This is a genomic window from Enterobacter sp. 342 (assembly GCF_036663495.1).
GTDB lineage: Bacteria > Pseudomonadota > Gammaproteobacteria > Enterobacterales > Enterobacteriaceae > Enterobacter.
In genome coordinates, this window is sequence record NZ_JAWUEI010000015.1 from 68,894 (window position 1) to 83,267 (window position 14,374).

General features: G+C 51.4%; 17 protein-coding genes and 1 pseudogene. 9 read left to right on the forward strand and 9 right to left on the reverse strand.

The features are described from left to right. Positions 1-109: 109 nt before the first annotated feature. Positions 110-973, forward strand: coding sequence for an N-acetylmuramic acid 6-phosphate etherase (locus tag V6E55_RS13920; protein ID WP_236921377.1), 864 nt, complete (start codon positions 110-112; stop codon positions 971-973). A gap of 57 nt (positions 974-1,030) precedes the next feature. Here the strand turns inward: V6E55_RS13920 and V6E55_RS13925 are convergent, their stop codons facing one another. Then, a complete protein-coding gene (locus V6E55_RS13925) occupies positions 1,031-2,113 on the reverse strand; it encodes a porin (protein ID WP_316943109.1) in 1,083 nt (360 codons plus the stop codon). A 435-nt stretch (positions 2,114-2,548) separates the two neighbouring features. Here V6E55_RS13925 and drpB point away from each other — a divergent pair, with 435 nt between their 5' ends. The 4 genes from drpB (at position 2,549) to V6E55_RS13945 (ending at position 5,520) form a co-directional block, all read left to right on the forward strand. Next, positions 2,549-2,818 carry a cell division protein DrpB gene (gene drpB, locus V6E55_RS13930; protein ID WP_114979751.1) on the forward strand — a complete coding sequence of 90 codons (270 nt, stop codon included), beginning with the start codon at positions 2,549-2,551 and terminating at the stop codon, positions 2,816-2,818. Between the two features lie 51 nt (positions 2,819-2,869). Further along, on the forward strand, positions 2,870-3,571 hold the full coding sequence (locus V6E55_RS13935; protein ID WP_316943112.1) for a phosphohydrolase: 702 nt from the start codon (positions 2,870-2,872) through the stop codon (positions 3,569-3,571). 61 nt (positions 3,572-3,632) lie between these two features. After that, the gene (locus V6E55_RS13940; RefSeq protein WP_316943114.1) at positions 3,633-5,048 is read left to right on the forward strand and encodes a DNA cytosine methyltransferase; all 1,416 of its coding nucleotides are present in this window, start codon (positions 3,633-3,635) and stop codon (positions 5,046-5,048) included. Further along, complete coding sequence (locus V6E55_RS13945; protein WP_316943116.1) at positions 5,029-5,520, forward strand: very short patch repair endonuclease; 492 nt, start codon at positions 5,029-5,031, stop codon at positions 5,518-5,520. The genes V6E55_RS13940 and V6E55_RS13945 overlap by 20 nt, the downstream gene beginning before the upstream one ends. On the opposite strand, the gene yedA is transcribed toward V6E55_RS13945, so the two are convergent. Next, positions 5,492-6,406, reverse strand: a complete 915-nt coding sequence (gene yedA / locus V6E55_RS13950; protein ID WP_114979720.1) for a drug/metabolite exporter YedA — start codon at positions 6,404-6,406, stop codon at positions 5,492-5,494. The two genes, V6E55_RS13945 and yedA, sit on opposite strands and share 29 nt — an antisense overlap. A gap of 178 nt (positions 6,407-6,584) precedes the next feature. Between yedA and V6E55_RS13955 the strand changes: the two genes are divergently transcribed. The 3 genes from V6E55_RS13955 to dgcQ all read left to right on the forward strand — a co-directional run bounded on the left by V6E55_RS13955 (position 6,585) and on the right by dgcQ (position 9,531). Beyond that, on the forward strand, positions 6,585-7,496 hold the full coding sequence (locus V6E55_RS13955) for a DUF808 domain-containing protein (RefSeq protein ID WP_114979719.1): 912 nt from the start codon (positions 6,585-6,587) through the stop codon (positions 7,494-7,496). A gap of 77 nt (positions 7,497-7,573) precedes the next feature. Next, positions 7,574-7,756, forward strand: a complete 183-nt coding sequence (locus V6E55_RS13960; RefSeq protein WP_028019599.1) for a YodC family protein — start codon at positions 7,574-7,576, stop codon at positions 7,754-7,756. Between the two features lie 74 nt (positions 7,757-7,830). After that, entirely contained in the window at positions 7,831-9,531 is a 1,701-nt protein-coding gene (dgcQ, locus tag V6E55_RS13965) for a cellulose biosynthesis regulator diguanylate cyclase DgcQ (RefSeq protein ID WP_236920822.1), read from the forward strand. On the opposite strand, the gene V6E55_RS13970 is transcribed toward dgcQ, so the two are convergent. Together V6E55_RS13970 and yodD are read right to left on the reverse strand one after the other, a co-directional pair. Then, complete coding sequence (locus tag V6E55_RS13970) at positions 9,498-10,316, reverse strand: mannosyl-3-phosphoglycerate phosphatase-related protein (protein ID WP_316943117.1); 819 nt, start codon at positions 10,314-10,316, stop codon at positions 9,498-9,500. The genes dgcQ and V6E55_RS13970 overlap by 34 nt on opposite strands. Positions 10,317-10,616: 300 nt before the next feature. Continuing rightward, positions 10,617-10,844 (reverse strand): YodD family peroxide/acid resistance protein, encoded by a 228-nt coding sequence (yodD, locus tag V6E55_RS13975; protein WP_028019596.1) that lies wholly within the window; start codon positions 10,842-10,844, stop codon positions 10,617-10,619. Positions 10,845-10,980: 136 nt separating this feature from the next. Between yodD and dsrB the strand changes: the two genes are divergently transcribed. After that, positions 10,981-11,169 (forward strand): protein DsrB, encoded by a 189-nt coding sequence (gene dsrB / locus V6E55_RS13980; protein WP_013097741.1) that lies wholly within the window; start codon positions 10,981-10,983, stop codon positions 11,167-11,169. A 102-nt stretch (positions 11,170-11,271) separates the two neighbouring features. On the opposite strand, the gene rcsA is transcribed toward dsrB, so the two are convergent. The 5 genes and pseudogenes from rcsA to fliO all read right to left on the reverse strand — a co-directional run bounded on the left by rcsA (position 11,272) and on the right by fliO (position 14,373). Next, positions 11,272-11,895, reverse strand: coding sequence for a transcriptional regulator RcsA (gene rcsA / locus V6E55_RS13985; protein WP_008500313.1), 624 nt, complete (start codon positions 11,893-11,895; stop codon positions 11,272-11,274). 278 nt (positions 11,896-12,173) lie between these two features. Next, positions 12,174-12,975: pseudogene (fliR, locus tag V6E55_RS13990) on the reverse strand (flagellar biosynthetic protein FliR). A gap of 7 nt (positions 12,976-12,982) precedes the next feature. Beyond that, complete coding sequence (fliQ, locus tag V6E55_RS13995) at positions 12,983-13,252, reverse strand: flagellar biosynthesis protein FliQ (protein WP_008500315.1); 270 nt, start codon at positions 13,250-13,252, stop codon at positions 12,983-12,985. A gap of 9 nt (positions 13,253-13,261) precedes the next feature. Then, positions 13,262-13,999, reverse strand: coding sequence for a flagellar type III secretion system pore protein FliP (gene fliP / locus V6E55_RS14000; protein WP_008500316.1), 738 nt, complete (start codon positions 13,997-13,999; stop codon positions 13,262-13,264). Then, positions 13,999-14,373: a flagellar biosynthetic protein FliO gene (fliO, locus tag V6E55_RS14005; RefSeq protein ID WP_316943119.1), complete on the reverse strand. Its 375-nt coding sequence runs from the start codon at positions 14,371-14,373 to the stop codon at positions 13,999-14,001. The genes fliP and fliO overlap by 1 nt, the downstream gene beginning before the upstream one ends. Position 14,374 lies beyond the last annotated feature (1 nt).

Sequence of the window (14,374 nt, forward strand, 5' to 3'; positions counted from 1 at the left end):
TAAAGCCATGTAAAGGCGTGGATTTGCTCCTCTTTTCGTGACCCTCCTCGCATGTCATCCATATAAAACACTTTATAGTGTGTGGGTACTCATAATAAGGAGGCTGTTTATGAGCATTATGCTTACCGGTTCGGTCAAGGAAAGACGGCACGCCAGCACGATGAATATTGATAGATTGTCCACGCTGGACATGCTGAAAGTCATTCACCAGGATGATGCACTTATCACTGCTGCTATTACCCCCTGTTTAACAACTATCGCCCGCGTGGTGGATAACGCCGCCGCGACCCTCAGCCACGGCGGTCGTTTAGTCATTGTTGGCGCAGGCCCGTCGGGCCGTGTCGCGCAACAGGTAGCGGATGAATATGCTCCGGGTAAAACTCCTGTCATTGCCGTTACGGCAGGCGAGGGAGAAGGGAGCTATGAGCGTGGCGTTGCCGACCTGCAGGCCATCACCTTTGGCGAACACGATATGATGCTGGCGGTGACCATTAGCGGAAAAACACCGTGGGTCTGGGGCGCGATGCGGCATGCGTGGTCGCTGGGCTCTGCGGTTGCTGTCATTACCGGCGACGCGCAAAGTGAAGCGGCGCAACTGGCGAGTATGGTGATTGCCCCGGAACTGGGTGCTGATGTGGTCGCAGGCTATATCAATACCAAAGCGGGGATTGCGCAGAAAATGATCCTCTCGATGATCGCTACCGGGCTGGCTGTTCGTACCGGTCGTGTATACAGCAACCTGCGTGTGGATCTGGAGGCAAGCAATACCAAATGGGCTGAGCGACAAATCGCAATAGTGATGGAAGCCAGCGGATGTACCCGGGCGGAGGCGAAAGCCGCGCTGGAAGGGTGTAACCATAACTGTAAAACAGCGGTGTTGATGATGCTGACAGGGCTGGATGCGTGGAAAGCGCATGAACTGCTGGCGCAGAATAATGGATTTATTCGTGTGGCGTTGCAGGAAGCACCGTAATATATTCAGCACAGTAATAAAAAAGGCCGCAATTGCGGCCTTTGGTCTTTCAGTCAATCAAAACTGGTAAACAATACCCACTCCGAATTGATCGTCCGTAGCATTGCCAGTAATTTCACCGTCTTCTTCATCAAGCAGGTTGAATTTATAGGCAGTGTAGACGTTCATATTTTTATTGAAGTAGTACCAGGTGCCGACTTCAATATAATTCACGCGGTCAGCGTCAACGCCTTCAACACCGTTTTGTGCACCCAGATCTTTACCGTGAGAATAGACATATCCCAGGGATGGACGCAGACCGAAATCGAACTGATACTGAACAACGGCTTCAACGTTCTGTGTTTTGTTGGCGAAGCCAATTTCATTTTCAGAACCCGTTTTGGTCATATTACGTGTTTCACCATACATTACAGCTGCATACACGCTATTTGCGTCGTATTTTGCTGCCAGCGACCAAACTTCAGCAATATTACCGTAGCCATCCGTTGATTGCTTGTCAGTACGGTCGGATTTACCGTACACACCGACGAAACCAAAGCCGTCTACATTATAATTCACAGACATGCTGTAGCCATCGCCATTTGCTTTGAAGCGATCGCGATCGTCATTTTTTCCTTGATATTGCACAGCGAAGTTCAGGCCTTCAACCATGCCAAAGAAATCGGTATTGCGGTAGGTTGCTACGCCGTTGGTACGTTGGGTCATAAAGTTATCGGTGGAAGCCCACGAATCACCACCCCATTCAACCAGCATATCGGTATATGCTGCGGCATCATAAGCGACACCGTAGTTACGACCATAATCGAATGAACCATAATCGGCATACTTAAGACCAGCGAATGCCAGACGAGTGCTTTCGTCCTGACCTCCTTCAGGCTTGCTGGCATCAATGTTGTGCTCAAACTGGCCGTAACCGGTCAGGAGGTTGTTAATTTGCGTTTCACCTTTCACACCGAAACGGGCGTAGGAAGTATCAGTATTTTCACTATTACCACTATCAGTGTTAGACCAGATGCGTTCGCCAACCATCTTGCCGTAAAAATCAACTTTGTTACCGCCTTTGTTATAAATCTCCGCCGCATTTGCTGCGCCAGCCATTAATAAAGCAGGTACAAGAAGTGCCAGAACTTTTCTTTTCATTATATATTCCCTTTAAAGATAATTTATATGAATATATGTAATTACCCTCCGTAATTACATGGCTGATACTATTCTATCGATTGTTATTTTGGTTCAAAAATAAATGTAATTAAAGCCGTATAAATATTGCAAAACATTTCTAAATGTCGCTTTATTTTTCTTGTGAATTATTCAGTTGAATGTATAGGGGTTAATTATTGTTAAGTATTTCACGCTATTATTATTTCAGTTTTAAAATTGCTTGAAATTATATATCTCGCCCTTTCAGAGCAAAATTAATACAACCGTCAATCTTGCCTGAGATCAACTTAACGCAAACTGAGCGTAAGAAACCTTCCCACAAAGCCGCGTTTAATGACAAAATGTGATGATTGTCACAAAACTAAGTGAGAAGGTGAAAACGGTAGCGCTGCTATCGCGGAGTAAAGGGTAATGATGGAACGAAAAATTGAACGCGGCCTGGGAGGCAAACTGGCTCTGTGGGTATTCTACGCATTTTGCGGTTACTTTGTCTGGGCTATGGCGCGCTACGCGTGGGTGGTAAGTAAAATTCCATCACTGCCTGATACCGTTGCGGACGGTGATTTAGGCTCGACCAGCGGGAAGTGGCTTGGAGCCATTCTGGGGTTTCTGGTGCTGGGCACAGTCGGTCTGATTCTGGGCGCGATTGCCTGGTATACGCGTCCCCGTCAGGACAACCGGTGATAGCAGCGGGGAAAGTTGCTATTGTTACCGTTTCAACGACAGGATGTGATAATGGAACTTACGCAGTGGCAGCACCGCTTTGAACGCTGGCTCGACGAAAACCACACTACCGACGACGCCGCTCATGATATTTCACACTTTCGTCGTGTCTGGATGACCGCGCAAAAAATCATGGACAACCAGACGGTTGATCCGCTGGTTGTGCTGACCGCATGTTATTTTCATGACATCGTTAGCCTGCCGAAAAACCATCCGGAACGCAGCCAGTCATCCCGTCTGGCGGCGCGTAAGACACGTAGCATTCTGCAATGCGATTTCCCTGATTTTCCGTCCGAATGCTATGCCGCCGTGGAACATGCCATCGAAGCACACAGTTTCAGCGCCGGTCTGATGCCACAAAGTATTGAGGCCAAAATTGTCCAGGATGCAGACCGTCTGGAAGCATTGGGAGCCATCGGTCTGGCGCGTGTCTTTGCCGTGTCTGGCGCATTGGGAGTGGCACTGTTTGATGCTGACGATCCGTTCGCCGATGCACGAGCACTTGATGACCGGGCATTTGCCCTTGACCATTTTCAGACCAAGCTGTTGCGCTTGCCTGATACAATGCAAACGGATGTCGGGCGCGAGCTCGCGCATCACAACGCCGATTTTCTGATCCAGTTTATGGCGAAACTCAGTGCCGAATTACACGGCGACTGCATCGGGCTGGATAGCCAGGTTCAGAGCCGCTTCCGTCGCAGTTTGCGCAAATGAACTGTGGTAATCTGTTTCCAGTCTTTATTGTCCGGTTAAAAGAATGCAGGAAAATCGATCAGTGACTGAGCCCGCACCTGAGCAGGCTGAGAAATCAACGGCAACGGTGCAGGCGTTATTGCACCAGTTGTTAGATATCTATGATGCCAAAACCCTGGCAAATCAGCTGGTGGCACACGGTGAGAGCCACTGGAGCCCGGCAATCCTGAAAAGACTGCTGACCAGCGAGCGGGCAGGGCGTCGCCTGAGCGAAGGCGAGTTTCGTTACCTGCAGAGCCTGCTTCCACGCCCTTCAGCCGCGCACCCGAACTATGCCTTCCGCTTTATCGATCTGTTTGCCGGTATCGGTGGTATCCGACACGGCTTTGAAGCCATCGGCGGCCAGTGCGTGTTTACCAGCGAGTGGAACAAGCATGCTGTGCGCACCTACAAAGCGAACTGGTACTGCGATCCGCATGAACATCATTTCAACGCGGATATCCGCGATGTCACCCTGAGCCATAAAAGTGGCGTGAGCGATGCACAAGCCGCGGAGCACATTCGCCAGACGATCCCGGCGCATGATGTGCTGCTGGCGGGTTTCCCGTGTCAGCCTTTCTCCCTGGCGGGCGTCTCGAAAAAGAACGCCCTCGGACGCGCCCACGGTTTCGCCTGTGATACGCAGGGAACGCTGTTTTTTGATGTGGCCCGCATTATTGACGCCCGACGACCGGCGATTTTTGTGCTGGAAAACGTCAAGAATTTAAAGAGCCATGATGGTGGAAAAACCTTCCGCATCATCATGCAAACGCTGGACGAGTTGGGCTATGACGTGGCCGACTCACAGGACATGGGCGCGGATGACCCAAAAATCATTGATGGGAAACATTTTCTGCCCCAGCATCGCGAACGAATCGTGCTGGTGGGTTTCCGCCGCGATCTCAATCTGAAAGGGGATTTCACCCTGCGTGATATTCCTTCTTTATATCCGGCGCGCCGTCCTACCGTGGCTGATCTGCTTGAGCCTGCCGTCGACGCCAAATTTATCCTCACCCCGGTGCTATGGAAATACCTCTACCGCTATGCCAAAAAACATCAGGCGAAAGGCAACGGCTTCGGTTTCGGGATGGTAAACCCAAACGATCCGCACAGTGTTACCCGTACGTTGTCTGCCCGCTACTATAAAGATGGTGCAGAAATTCTGATCGACAGAGGCTGGGACAAGGCGCTTGGCGAGCAGAATTTCGACGACCCGGACAACCAGCGTCATCGTCCACGACGCTTAACCCCCCGGGAATGCGCCCGGTTAATGGGGTTTGAGACCCCGCAAGGCTACAGCTTCCGCATTCCGGTTTCGGACACGCAGGCTTACCGCCAGTTTGGTAATTCTGTGGTGGTTCCCGCGTTTGCGGCGGTGGCAAAACTGCTGGTCTCGCGCATCAAACAGGCAGTGGCGCTACGTCAGAGTGAGGCCGTCAATGACGGATGTTCACGATAAAGCAACACGCAGTAAAAACATGCGTGCCATCGGCACGCGTGATACCGCAATAGAAAAACGCCTGGCCGCACTTCTGACGCAGGCCGGGTTTGATTTCCGCGTGCAGGACCCCGCGCTTGCGGGTCGCCCGGACTTCGTTGTCGACGCGTACCAGTGCATCATCTTTACCCACGGCTGTTTCTGGCATCATCACGACTGCTACTTGTTCAAGGTCCCGGCGACACGCACCGATTTCTGGCTGGAGAAAATTGGTAAGAACGTTGATCGTGACAACCGGGATCTCACCACGCTTATTGCTCAGGGCTGGCGAGTGCTGATCGTCTGGGAGTGTGCCCTGAGAGGCAGATTAAAACTGAACGATGCCGATCTAACAGAGCGGCTGGAAGAGTGGATCTGCGGCGGCGGTCAGACCGCGCAGATCGATACTCAAGGGATTCACCCGCTTACGGTTTTTCCACCTCGCAAGGTGTGACAACCGGTTTGGCAGGCAGCAAATATTTGCCCAGCGTGACCAGCACAACAGCAAAAACAATCACCCCTAGTGCCAGCCATTCCACCGACGAGAGTGTTTCACCGCCCAATCCTGTGCCGAGCAGCACGGCCACGACCGGGTTAACATAGGCATAGCTGGTGGCGACGGCCGGAGAAACATTGCGGATCAGGAACATGTAGGCATTAATAGCGATGAGCGATCCAAATAACGCCAGATAACCGACCGCCAGAAAACCCGACAGACCCGGCATTGTCGTCAGCTTTTCTCCCGTCAGCGTTGAGGCGATCAACAGCACAATCCCTGCAGCGAGCATCTCTATTGCGCCAGCCATCATGCCGGAGGGCAACTCTATCCGGGAGCCGTATACGGAACCAAACGCCCAGCTCATAGAGCCGATCAGAATAATCACGGCGCCCCACGGGTTCCCGCTCAGGTTTCCGCCGCTGTTGAGCAGAATAATGCCAGCAAGACCAATACCAATTCCCAGCCATTCCAGCTTGCGGGTACGAATGCCGAAAAGACGGCTAAAACAGAGGGTAAACAGCGGGACGGTGGCAACAACCACGGCGGCGATCCCTGACGGTACATTCTGGTGCTCGGCAATGGTCACAAACCCATTGCCCACGGCCAGCAGCAGCAGGCCAATCAATGCAGCATTAAGCAGCGGGCGAAGTGGGGGCAGTTTATGCCCGCGTAGCAGCAGGAAAGCTAGCAACAAGACCCCTGCCGCGAGGAAGCGAATCCCCGCCATCATCAGCGGCGGCCAGCTTTCTACACCGATGCGAATGACAAAGTAGGTTGAACCCCAGATGATATACAGTGAAAAGAGTGCCCCAATGAGCGGTAGCAATTGCCGGAAACGCATAATCCCTCACGACGAAATAAAAAGGTCGCTGATAGTAAACGCGAAAACTTTCGTGCTGGCGAGCCCTTTAATTGTGTAGTTGATGTGAATTTTTTGTTGACGAAAGGTGCCTGTTTCCGGGTTTGTACTTTTGCTCCATACTATTCACTTAAATACCAAAAAAAGAAGGATTGAGATTTTGGCAGGAAGTAGCTTATTAACATTGCTGGATGATATTGCCACCTTACTGGATGACATTTCAGTGATGGGGAAACTGGCCGCGAAGAAAACCGCTGGCGTTCTGGGAGATGATTTATCGCTTAACGCCCAGCAGGTGAGTGGGGTAAGGGCTAACCGTGAACTGCCAGTGGTGTGGGGTGTAGCGAAAGGCTCATTCCTCAACAAGGTGATTCTGGTACCACTGGCGCTACTGATCAGCGCGTTTATTCCCTGGGCCATCACGCCGTTACTGATGATTGGTGGGGCATTTTTATGCTTCGAGGGCGTTGAGAAAGTCCTGCATTCGTTCGCGGCACGTAATAAGAGCGATACGCCTGAAATGCGCCAGCAGCGTCTTGAAGCACTGGCCGCGCAGGATCCGAAAACCTTTGAGCGCGATAAAGTGAAAGGGGCTATTCGTACCGACTTTATTCTCTCTGCAGAGATCGTCGCCATTACGCTGGGGATCGTGTCTGAAACATCACTGATGAACCAGGTTCTGATCCTCTCCGGGATCGCTATTCTGGTCACGGTTGGGGTGTACGGCCTGGTAGGCGTGATCGTTAAGCTGGATGATATCGGCTTCTGGCTGGAAGAGAAATCGAGCGTGGTGGCAAAAGGGGTCGGCAAAAGCTTACTGGTGCTGGCGCCGTGGCTGATGAAGAGTTTATCCGTGGTCGGCACGCTGGCGATGTTCCTCGTTGGTGGCGGTATTGTGGTTCACGGTATTGCGCCATTGCATCATGCCATCGAACACTTCTCGTCGGCGCAGGGGGCCATCGTGGCGGCTATCCTGCCTACACTGCTTAACCTTGTGCTGGGCTTTATCATTGGTGCTATCGTGGTGGCAGTCGTGAAGCTGGTCGAAAAAATGCGTGGCACGGCGCACTAATTGTTACTCGTTACAGATGCAAAAAGACTGTTCCTCGTCTAAATTGAAACAGTTTCACCCTGATACAGGAGGCAGGTATGGTCTTTTTGGTCAGTGATGAAGTTAAGCCTAAGAAGGGCGGCCCACGAATGATTGTCACCGGGTATTCCAGTGGAATGGTGGAATGTCGGTGGCACGATGGCTACAGCATCAAGCGGGAAGCATTTCGTGAAGATGAGCTTCAGCCGGGTGACGGGCAGCAGAAACGAGACAAGGCTTAATCACATAACGCCCGGCTTTGTCGGGCGTTTTTATTTCAGGTACCGGGTCCAGGCAGTCATCAGGGAGAGTGTGTGTGCAGCGCGATACATTTGTTGTAAGACGATCTTTTTTACAATGGCTGCAAAAGCGCAGCAACCCTGGCCTGATTGTTAATTCCTGTTTTCTTGTCGTTCTGATCTTTTCCACGCTTCTGACCTGGCGCGAGGTGGTGGTGCTGGAAGAGGCCTATATCTCCAGCCAGCGTAACCATCTGGAAACGGTTGCCAATTCGCTCGACAGACAGCTGCAATTTGGCGTTGATAAGGCGCTATTTTTCCGTAACAGCATGCGGGACGCACTGCATAAACCGCTGGCATTTGATGTTTTGCATGATGCGGTTGTACGTTTTGACACCCTTCGAAAGCAGCCTGCCTGGCAACTGGCGGTGGATAAAGAACGCACGCTCCCCATCAATGGCGTATCAGATGCTTTTGTTGAAAAAACCACGCTCCTGAACCGTGACGATGAACGCATCCGTAATGAAATATCTGCTGCGCTTGAAGTAGGGTATTTGCTGCGTCTGGCCTCATCGGCTGCGCAGAATGAAGAGCGGGTTATCTATATCTCCCGTGCCGGGTTTTATCTCTCCACCGATACACCTGCACAGAGTGGCGACATCATCACGCGTTATTACCACCTGGTGACCCAGCCCTGGTTTACGCAGCAGTCGGAACGCAATAATCGCGCACGGGCGGTGCGTTGGTTTATCTCCACCGCTTCATCCTGGACCGGCAATGAGCGCATGATTACGGCCAGCATACCCATCTATTTCGAACATTACTGGTATGGCGTAGTGGCGATGGATTTTTCGTTTAGCACCATGCAGCGTTTGCTGGCCGATGCAACAGACGATCATGCCGAAGGGGAATATCAGCTGTACGATTCGCGCCTCAACATTATTGCCTCTTCGGAATCCCCGGCCAGCCTGATGAACCATTTTGACGAACGCGAAATGGCGCAAATTGCGCATGCCATTGAAAGTGATACGGAAGGTGGTATCCGTCTCGGTAGTCGTTTTATCAGTTGGGAACGGCTCGATCACTTTGATGGCGTCGTTCTGCGGGTACATACCCTCCATGAGGGTGTTCAGGGTGATTTCGGTAGCATCAGCATAGTGCTGGCGCTGTTGTGGGCGCTGTTCACGGCCATGCTGCTTATCTCCTGGCTGGTGATCCGTCGAATGGTGAGCAACATGTATACCCTGCAAAACTCACTGCAGTGGCAGGCATGGCATGATCCGCTCACTCGTCTGAATAACCGTGGTGCGCTCTTCGAACGGGCCAGAATACTGGCGCAACAATGCCAGCAGCAGTCGCTACCGTTTTCCGTGATTCAGATAGATCTGGACCACTTTAAAAGTATCAATGACCGCTTTGGTCATCAGGCGGGTGATAAGGTGTTGTCTCACGCTGCCGGGATTATTGCCAGCGGGCTACGTGAAAACGATGTCGCAGGGCGCGTCGGTGGGGAAGAGTTTTGCGTGGTATTACCTGGGGTGGCACTTCCGGAGGCCTCGATGATAGCAGAACGCATCCGCGCAAGAATTGACAGCAAAGAGATTCTGGTGAAAAAAAGCACCACAGTACATATCAGTGCGTCATTTGGTGTGAGTTGTGCCCATGAAAAAGGGAACTACAACTTTGAACAGCTGCAGTCGATTGCCGATTCCCGGCTGTATCTGGCAAAACAGGGGGGACGTAATCAGGTTATCTGGCGCGATCGTGACAAGAAGTGATCCAGCCCCTCACACCAGCCCGCTGGTCCGGGCTGCTGCGTGCGATAGACCCGCGCAGGGCTAGTGTCCCGCAGCACGATACCTTGTCGGTTTATCCCTTTGATGACGACAGCGAAGTCCACGCTGTCCAGAAGTGGTGCATCATTTGGGCCATCGCCGAGCCCCAGGGTGGTAGGGACTATACCTTCCTGCTCATGGTACTGCTCAATAAGCCAGTTAACCGCAACGTCCTTACCACAGCGGGCGTCCAGAATATGCCAGAAGCGGGCGCCTTGCAGGCATTTCAGACCACTTTGCGCCAGCTCCTCTTCAAACTCAGCCATTTTCTCATCGGTGTCGCGCCAGATAAGCGTGACGGAGGCTTCATGCTTACGTGCAAGAGCTGAACGATAGCGCGTCAGCCCGGTCCACTCGCTGATCACCCGTTCATCAACGTCGTCAAAGGTAGTGAATTTAACGCGCAACTGCAGGCGGATTTGCTCAATCAGCCGGCGGATATCCTGGTGCGCCATCCCTCTGATTTGGCGCTTACCCATTTCCCAGCGGACATCAGGTTGAATCACTGCGCCGTTTTCGGCAATAAGAGGTAAACCTTCCAGCCCCAGTTCCTGCTGGATCTCAAGCATCTCTGCCACCGTCTTACTGCTGCAAAGAATGATCGGTATCTGGTAATCCAGTAGCCTGTCGAGCCAGGGTATCGCTGGTTGCCAGTCATAGGTATGAATATCCAGCAACGAGCCATCCAGATCAGAAAAAATCAGCAGTGTATCCCGCAGTGAAGGCATAGTGACTCCAGATAACGGATGTGTCAGCGACTAAGAATATTCCTAAAAAATTACGGAAATGGAAACCCGGGAGAAAGGAACTATCCCAGGCAAACCCGCATTCGGCGTATGTTGTCGCTCATAACAAAAATCAATATGTTAAAAATGTTATATTCATTCTGAGAATATATGCTTGTCAGACAAAATTGTTGGGGATAGTGTGGCGTGTACATCAGGTTTCCTGGTGTAACGAATTTCAAGTGCTTCTTGCATAAGCAAGTTTTGATCCCGGTCATCCCCATGACCGGGATTTTTTTCGTGCTACCGATTTGCTTCAGACACGCTAAAGTCATGTATATCAAGCTCGAAAGCCTCAGCCAGTTCACGATAGGTGTGATAATCCCTTCCGTTAACAATGACGCGGTCAGAATTATCGTCCATGCGACGGACTTCTGATTCACTGATCTCATTGATGGCGGCCAGCAGGGCATCGACATCCACTTCGACGTCGCGTTTGATAGTGTCGCTGTACGCTTTATCGGTCTTCATTACGGGACTCCTCTTTCAACCTACAAACGTGTCCAGGGTTAAGTATAGCCTGTGTATAAAAACGCCATTCGCGCCGGACGGCGATGTGCGCTTTTGCGTTTTGTTCTACACTGGCTCAAAACCAGAGGAGGAATGTATGAAGGTCAACGATCGGGTAACCGTTAAAACGGACGGTGGGCCGCGCCGCCCGGGTGTGGTACTGGCAATTGAAGAGTTTAGCGAAGGCACAATGTACCTGGTATCACTGGAAGACTACCCGCTCGGCATCTGGTTTTTTAACGAACTGGGGCATCCGGACGGCATTTTTGTTGAGAAAGCAGAGTAGCACGGCGTCGGGTAGCACATCGCGTGCCCGACAACCTCTCTAGAAGCAAAAATCTCTGGCCAGGCCAGAGATCAAAGGTAGGGTGCACAGGGTCTTAAGCGACTAACGCATGTTGACGAAAATCCCGTTCGTCACATTATCGGTCAGGCGTACTACGTGGTAGATCACTTGCTTATTATGCGTTTTAATTTTCCTTTTAATATTTCCTTTGTGTGACGAAACGGTTTTAGCTTTAATATTCATCTGGTCTGAGATCTGAATAGTTCCTTGGCCCGCCATCCACATTCTCAGCATACTTGATTCAGTCCTGCTTAATGATAGGGTGGGTAAGTTAACCGCTCCTACATTTTTAACTTCTTTATTCAAATAATCACCCAGAATGTCATCCAGCGACTCTGGTTTAATCGATTTAGAACTGATTAATAAGTTTTTACGGACCAATAAATACTCATCGAAATGGATATTCGCGATCGCCATAAAAACAATAAACAGGGTTTTTGGATGCTGATTAATGATTTGCTTAATGTGCTGACTGTTGGCTGGATCGTGAATGAAACAGTCCTCATTAATAAACACCACGCCTGGTTTTAGTTCGTCACAAGCGGCTGCGAGTTCGTCAACGGTGTGTGCATCGTTGATGTCTCTCTTTCTTACCCCTCTGCTTGCCAGGTACCCGGTTAACCCTAGCCGGGTGTAGCTGCATAAATCCATAATGATCGTTGACATGGCATACCCTCACTCAATGCGTAACGATAATTCACCATCTGCCTGAGAGCTCAAAACAGCCATACGGGATGGAAAAAAATAATAAACCTGTGAGCATGACAAAGACTTTCAGGCGGACTCACTATCCCGTAAAGTTACGTATAATTTGCCAGGAATCTTCTTAAAGTAAAGTAATTATTAAGTATTGTGAGGTGGTTAGAAACAATTAAACCGCGTCAGATATATCCTGGAAGATGTTTTTCGGGTTTTATTTTAGGAATATCCTCAGAAAGACAATATCAATAGTGAGGGCTATTATTTACGTGGCAGTTCGCTGACAATATCCGCTAACAGATTGAATATCTCGCCGAATAAATGTTCACAGAAGGGGGCGATAAGTGGCATGAGTAATGACATTAATAAAATTCCGACCGTCAACGTCAGCGGAAAACCAATGACAAACACCGATAACTGTGGCGCCATTCTGTTCAGTAAACCTAATGCCAGGTTTACTGTCAGCAGTAGCGTGATAATCGGTAGCGCGAGCATCAGCCCGTTCAGGAATATCAGCCCTGCTGCGCGGGTGAGCGCCAGAAAAGCATTGCTGTTCACCGGGTTCTCGCCAATCGGCAGCGTATGGAACGTATCCACCAGCATGGAGATGAGCCACAGATGACCGTTGAACGACAGAAACAGCAGCATGGCCAGCAGGTCGATAATGCGCGCCAGAACGGGCATGTTGAGATGGCTACCGGGATCGACAAACGTGGCGAACGATAACCCCATCTGCAGGCCGATGAGTTCCCCTGCGGTACGCACGGCGGCAAAGGCGAGTTGCATGGTAAAGCCGACGGCGACGCCAATCATCACCTGCTGCAATGCCACCCATATTGCATTGGCCGAGAAAATCGGAATATCCACAGGGGGGAGAGAGGGCGCAACGATAATGGAAATGATAATGCCCAGCCCCACTTTGACACGCTTGGGGATCGATTTCTCACTGAGAATCGGGGCTGTTGAGATCAGTGCCATGATGCGCAGCATTGGCCAGAAATAGACGCCAAGCCACTGAACCCACTGGTCGCTGGTGAAGTGCAGCATCGTCAGGTCAGCCGATAATGTACGGCAGATTGGTAAACAGGTTGCGCATATAGTCCAGCAACAGGTTCAGCATCCACGGCCCGGCAACGATAATCGCCACGAACACGGCGATGATTTTCGGGATGAATGACAGCGTCATTTCGTTAATCTGCGTGGCGGCCTGCAGAATACTGATAATCAGACCGGTTACCAGCGCAACAAGCAACAAAGGCGCGGCAACGGCTATCGCGATTTTCATCGCTTCCGTGCCCATCATCATGACCGATTCGGGTGTCATCGCCGTTCCTTAACTGTAGAAACTCTGGGCCAGAGAACTGACCAGCAGCTGCCAGCCATCGACCAGGACAAAGAGCATGATCTTAAAGGGCAGGGCAATGGTGGCGGGAGGAACCATCATCATACCCAGTGCCATCAGCACGCTGGCGATCACCAGGTCGATAATCAGGAACGGAATAAATATGGTAAAGCCAATCTGAAACGCGGTTTTCAGCTCGCTGGTGACATAGGCAGGCAGCAGAATACGCATTGGCACTGCTTCCGGGCCCTGAAGCTCACCGGTGTTGGACAGGCGAGCAAAGAGCGCCAGATCCGCTTCACGCGTCTGGCGCAGCATAAATTCTCGCAGCGGTTGCGCGCCTTTATCCAGCGCCTCCTGCATGGAGATTTTGTCTTCGCTGAACGGCTGGTAGGCGTCGGTATAAATCTTATCGATTACCGGCGACATAATGAAAAAGGTCAAAAACAGCGCCAGCCCCAGTAGAACCTGGTTTGGCGGTGCCGAAGGGGTTCCCAGTGCGTTTCGCAGCAGACCAAAGACGATGATGATGCGGGTGAAGCTGGTCATCATCAGCAGGATGGCCGGAATAAACGTCAGCGAGGTGATGAAAACCAGTGTCTGAACCGGGAGCGACCAACTTTGGCCGCCGCCAGCGAGGGGCGTTGAGACCAGACCTGGCAGTTGCGCATAAACCGCAGGAGCAAACAGGCCCACGCCTGCAAGCGTAAGGGATAACAAACGGCGCATCAGGATCTCCCGGAACGCTTAAGCAAACTCTTCATAACGGACTGGAAATCCGCAGGGGCGTCTGCGCGCTCGTCCACCACAACAGGAGCGGGCGGCAGTTTATGTAATACGTTAACGTTTGAGGCGGTTACGCCCAGGACCAGACGCGCATCTTCCACATCGACAATGACCACGCGTTCCCGTGGCCCGAGTGTGGTGCTGGCGCTGACCTTCAGACCGCGGGCACCGGCGGTTTTACCCGCCAGACCAACGCGTTTCGCCAGCCATGCGGCGATAAGAATAAAGGCAATAATACCGAACAATGCCCCGCTCACCTGGAGCAGAGGTGAGCCGGGGACGGCAGAAGGTTGTGATATTGTTGCCTGAGTTTTCATG

Excerpts from the sequence above, each read along its gene's own strand:
- fliO (WP_316943119.1), bottom strand. The coding sequence starts at position 14,373 with ATGAAAACTCAGGCAACAATATCACAACCTTCTGCCGTCCCCGGCTCA.
- fliQ (WP_008500315.1), bottom strand. The coding sequence starts at position 13,252 with ATGACACCCGAATCGGTCATGATGATGGGCACGGAAGCGATGAAAATC.
- yedA (WP_114979720.1), bottom strand. The coding sequence starts at position 6,406 with ATGCGTTTCCGGCAATTGCTACCGCTCATTGGGGCACTCTTTTCACTG.
- V6E55_RS13970 (WP_316943117.1), bottom strand. The coding sequence starts at position 10,316 with ATGCCTTCACTGCGGGATACACTGCTGATTTTTTCTGATCTGGATGGC.
- V6E55_RS13935 (WP_316943112.1), top strand. The coding sequence starts at position 2,870 with ATGGAACTTACGCAGTGGCAGCACCGCTTTGAACGCTGGCTCGACGAA.
- V6E55_RS13960 (WP_028019599.1), top strand. The coding sequence starts at position 7,574 with ATGGTCTTTTTGGTCAGTGATGAAGTTAAGCCTAAGAAGGGCGGCCCA.
- V6E55_RS13945 (WP_316943116.1), top strand. The coding sequence starts at position 5,029 with ATGACGGATGTTCACGATAAAGCAACACGCAGTAAAAACATGCGTGCC.
- drpB (WP_114979751.1), top strand. The coding sequence starts at position 2,549 with ATGGAACGAAAAATTGAACGCGGCCTGGGAGGCAAACTGGCTCTGTGG.
- V6E55_RS13920 (WP_236921377.1), top strand. The coding sequence starts at position 110 with ATGAGCATTATGCTTACCGGTTCGGTCAAGGAAAGACGGCACGCCAGC.
- fliP (WP_008500316.1), bottom strand. The coding sequence starts at position 13,999 with ATGCGCCGTTTGTTATCCCTTACGCTTGCAGGCGTGGGCCTGTTTGCT.
- V6E55_RS13925 (WP_316943109.1), bottom strand. The coding sequence starts at position 2,113 with ATGAAAAGAAAAGTTCTGGCACTTCTTGTACCTGCTTTATTAATGGCT.
- rcsA (WP_008500313.1), bottom strand. The coding sequence starts at position 11,895 with ATGTCAACGATCATTATGGATTTATGCAGCTACACCCGGCTAGGGTTA.
- yodD (WP_028019596.1), bottom strand. The coding sequence starts at position 10,844 with ATGAAGACCGATAAAGCGTACAGCGACACTATCAAACGCGACGTCGAA.
- dsrB (WP_013097741.1), top strand. The coding sequence starts at position 10,981 with ATGAAGGTCAACGATCGGGTAACCGTTAAAACGGACGGTGGGCCGCGC.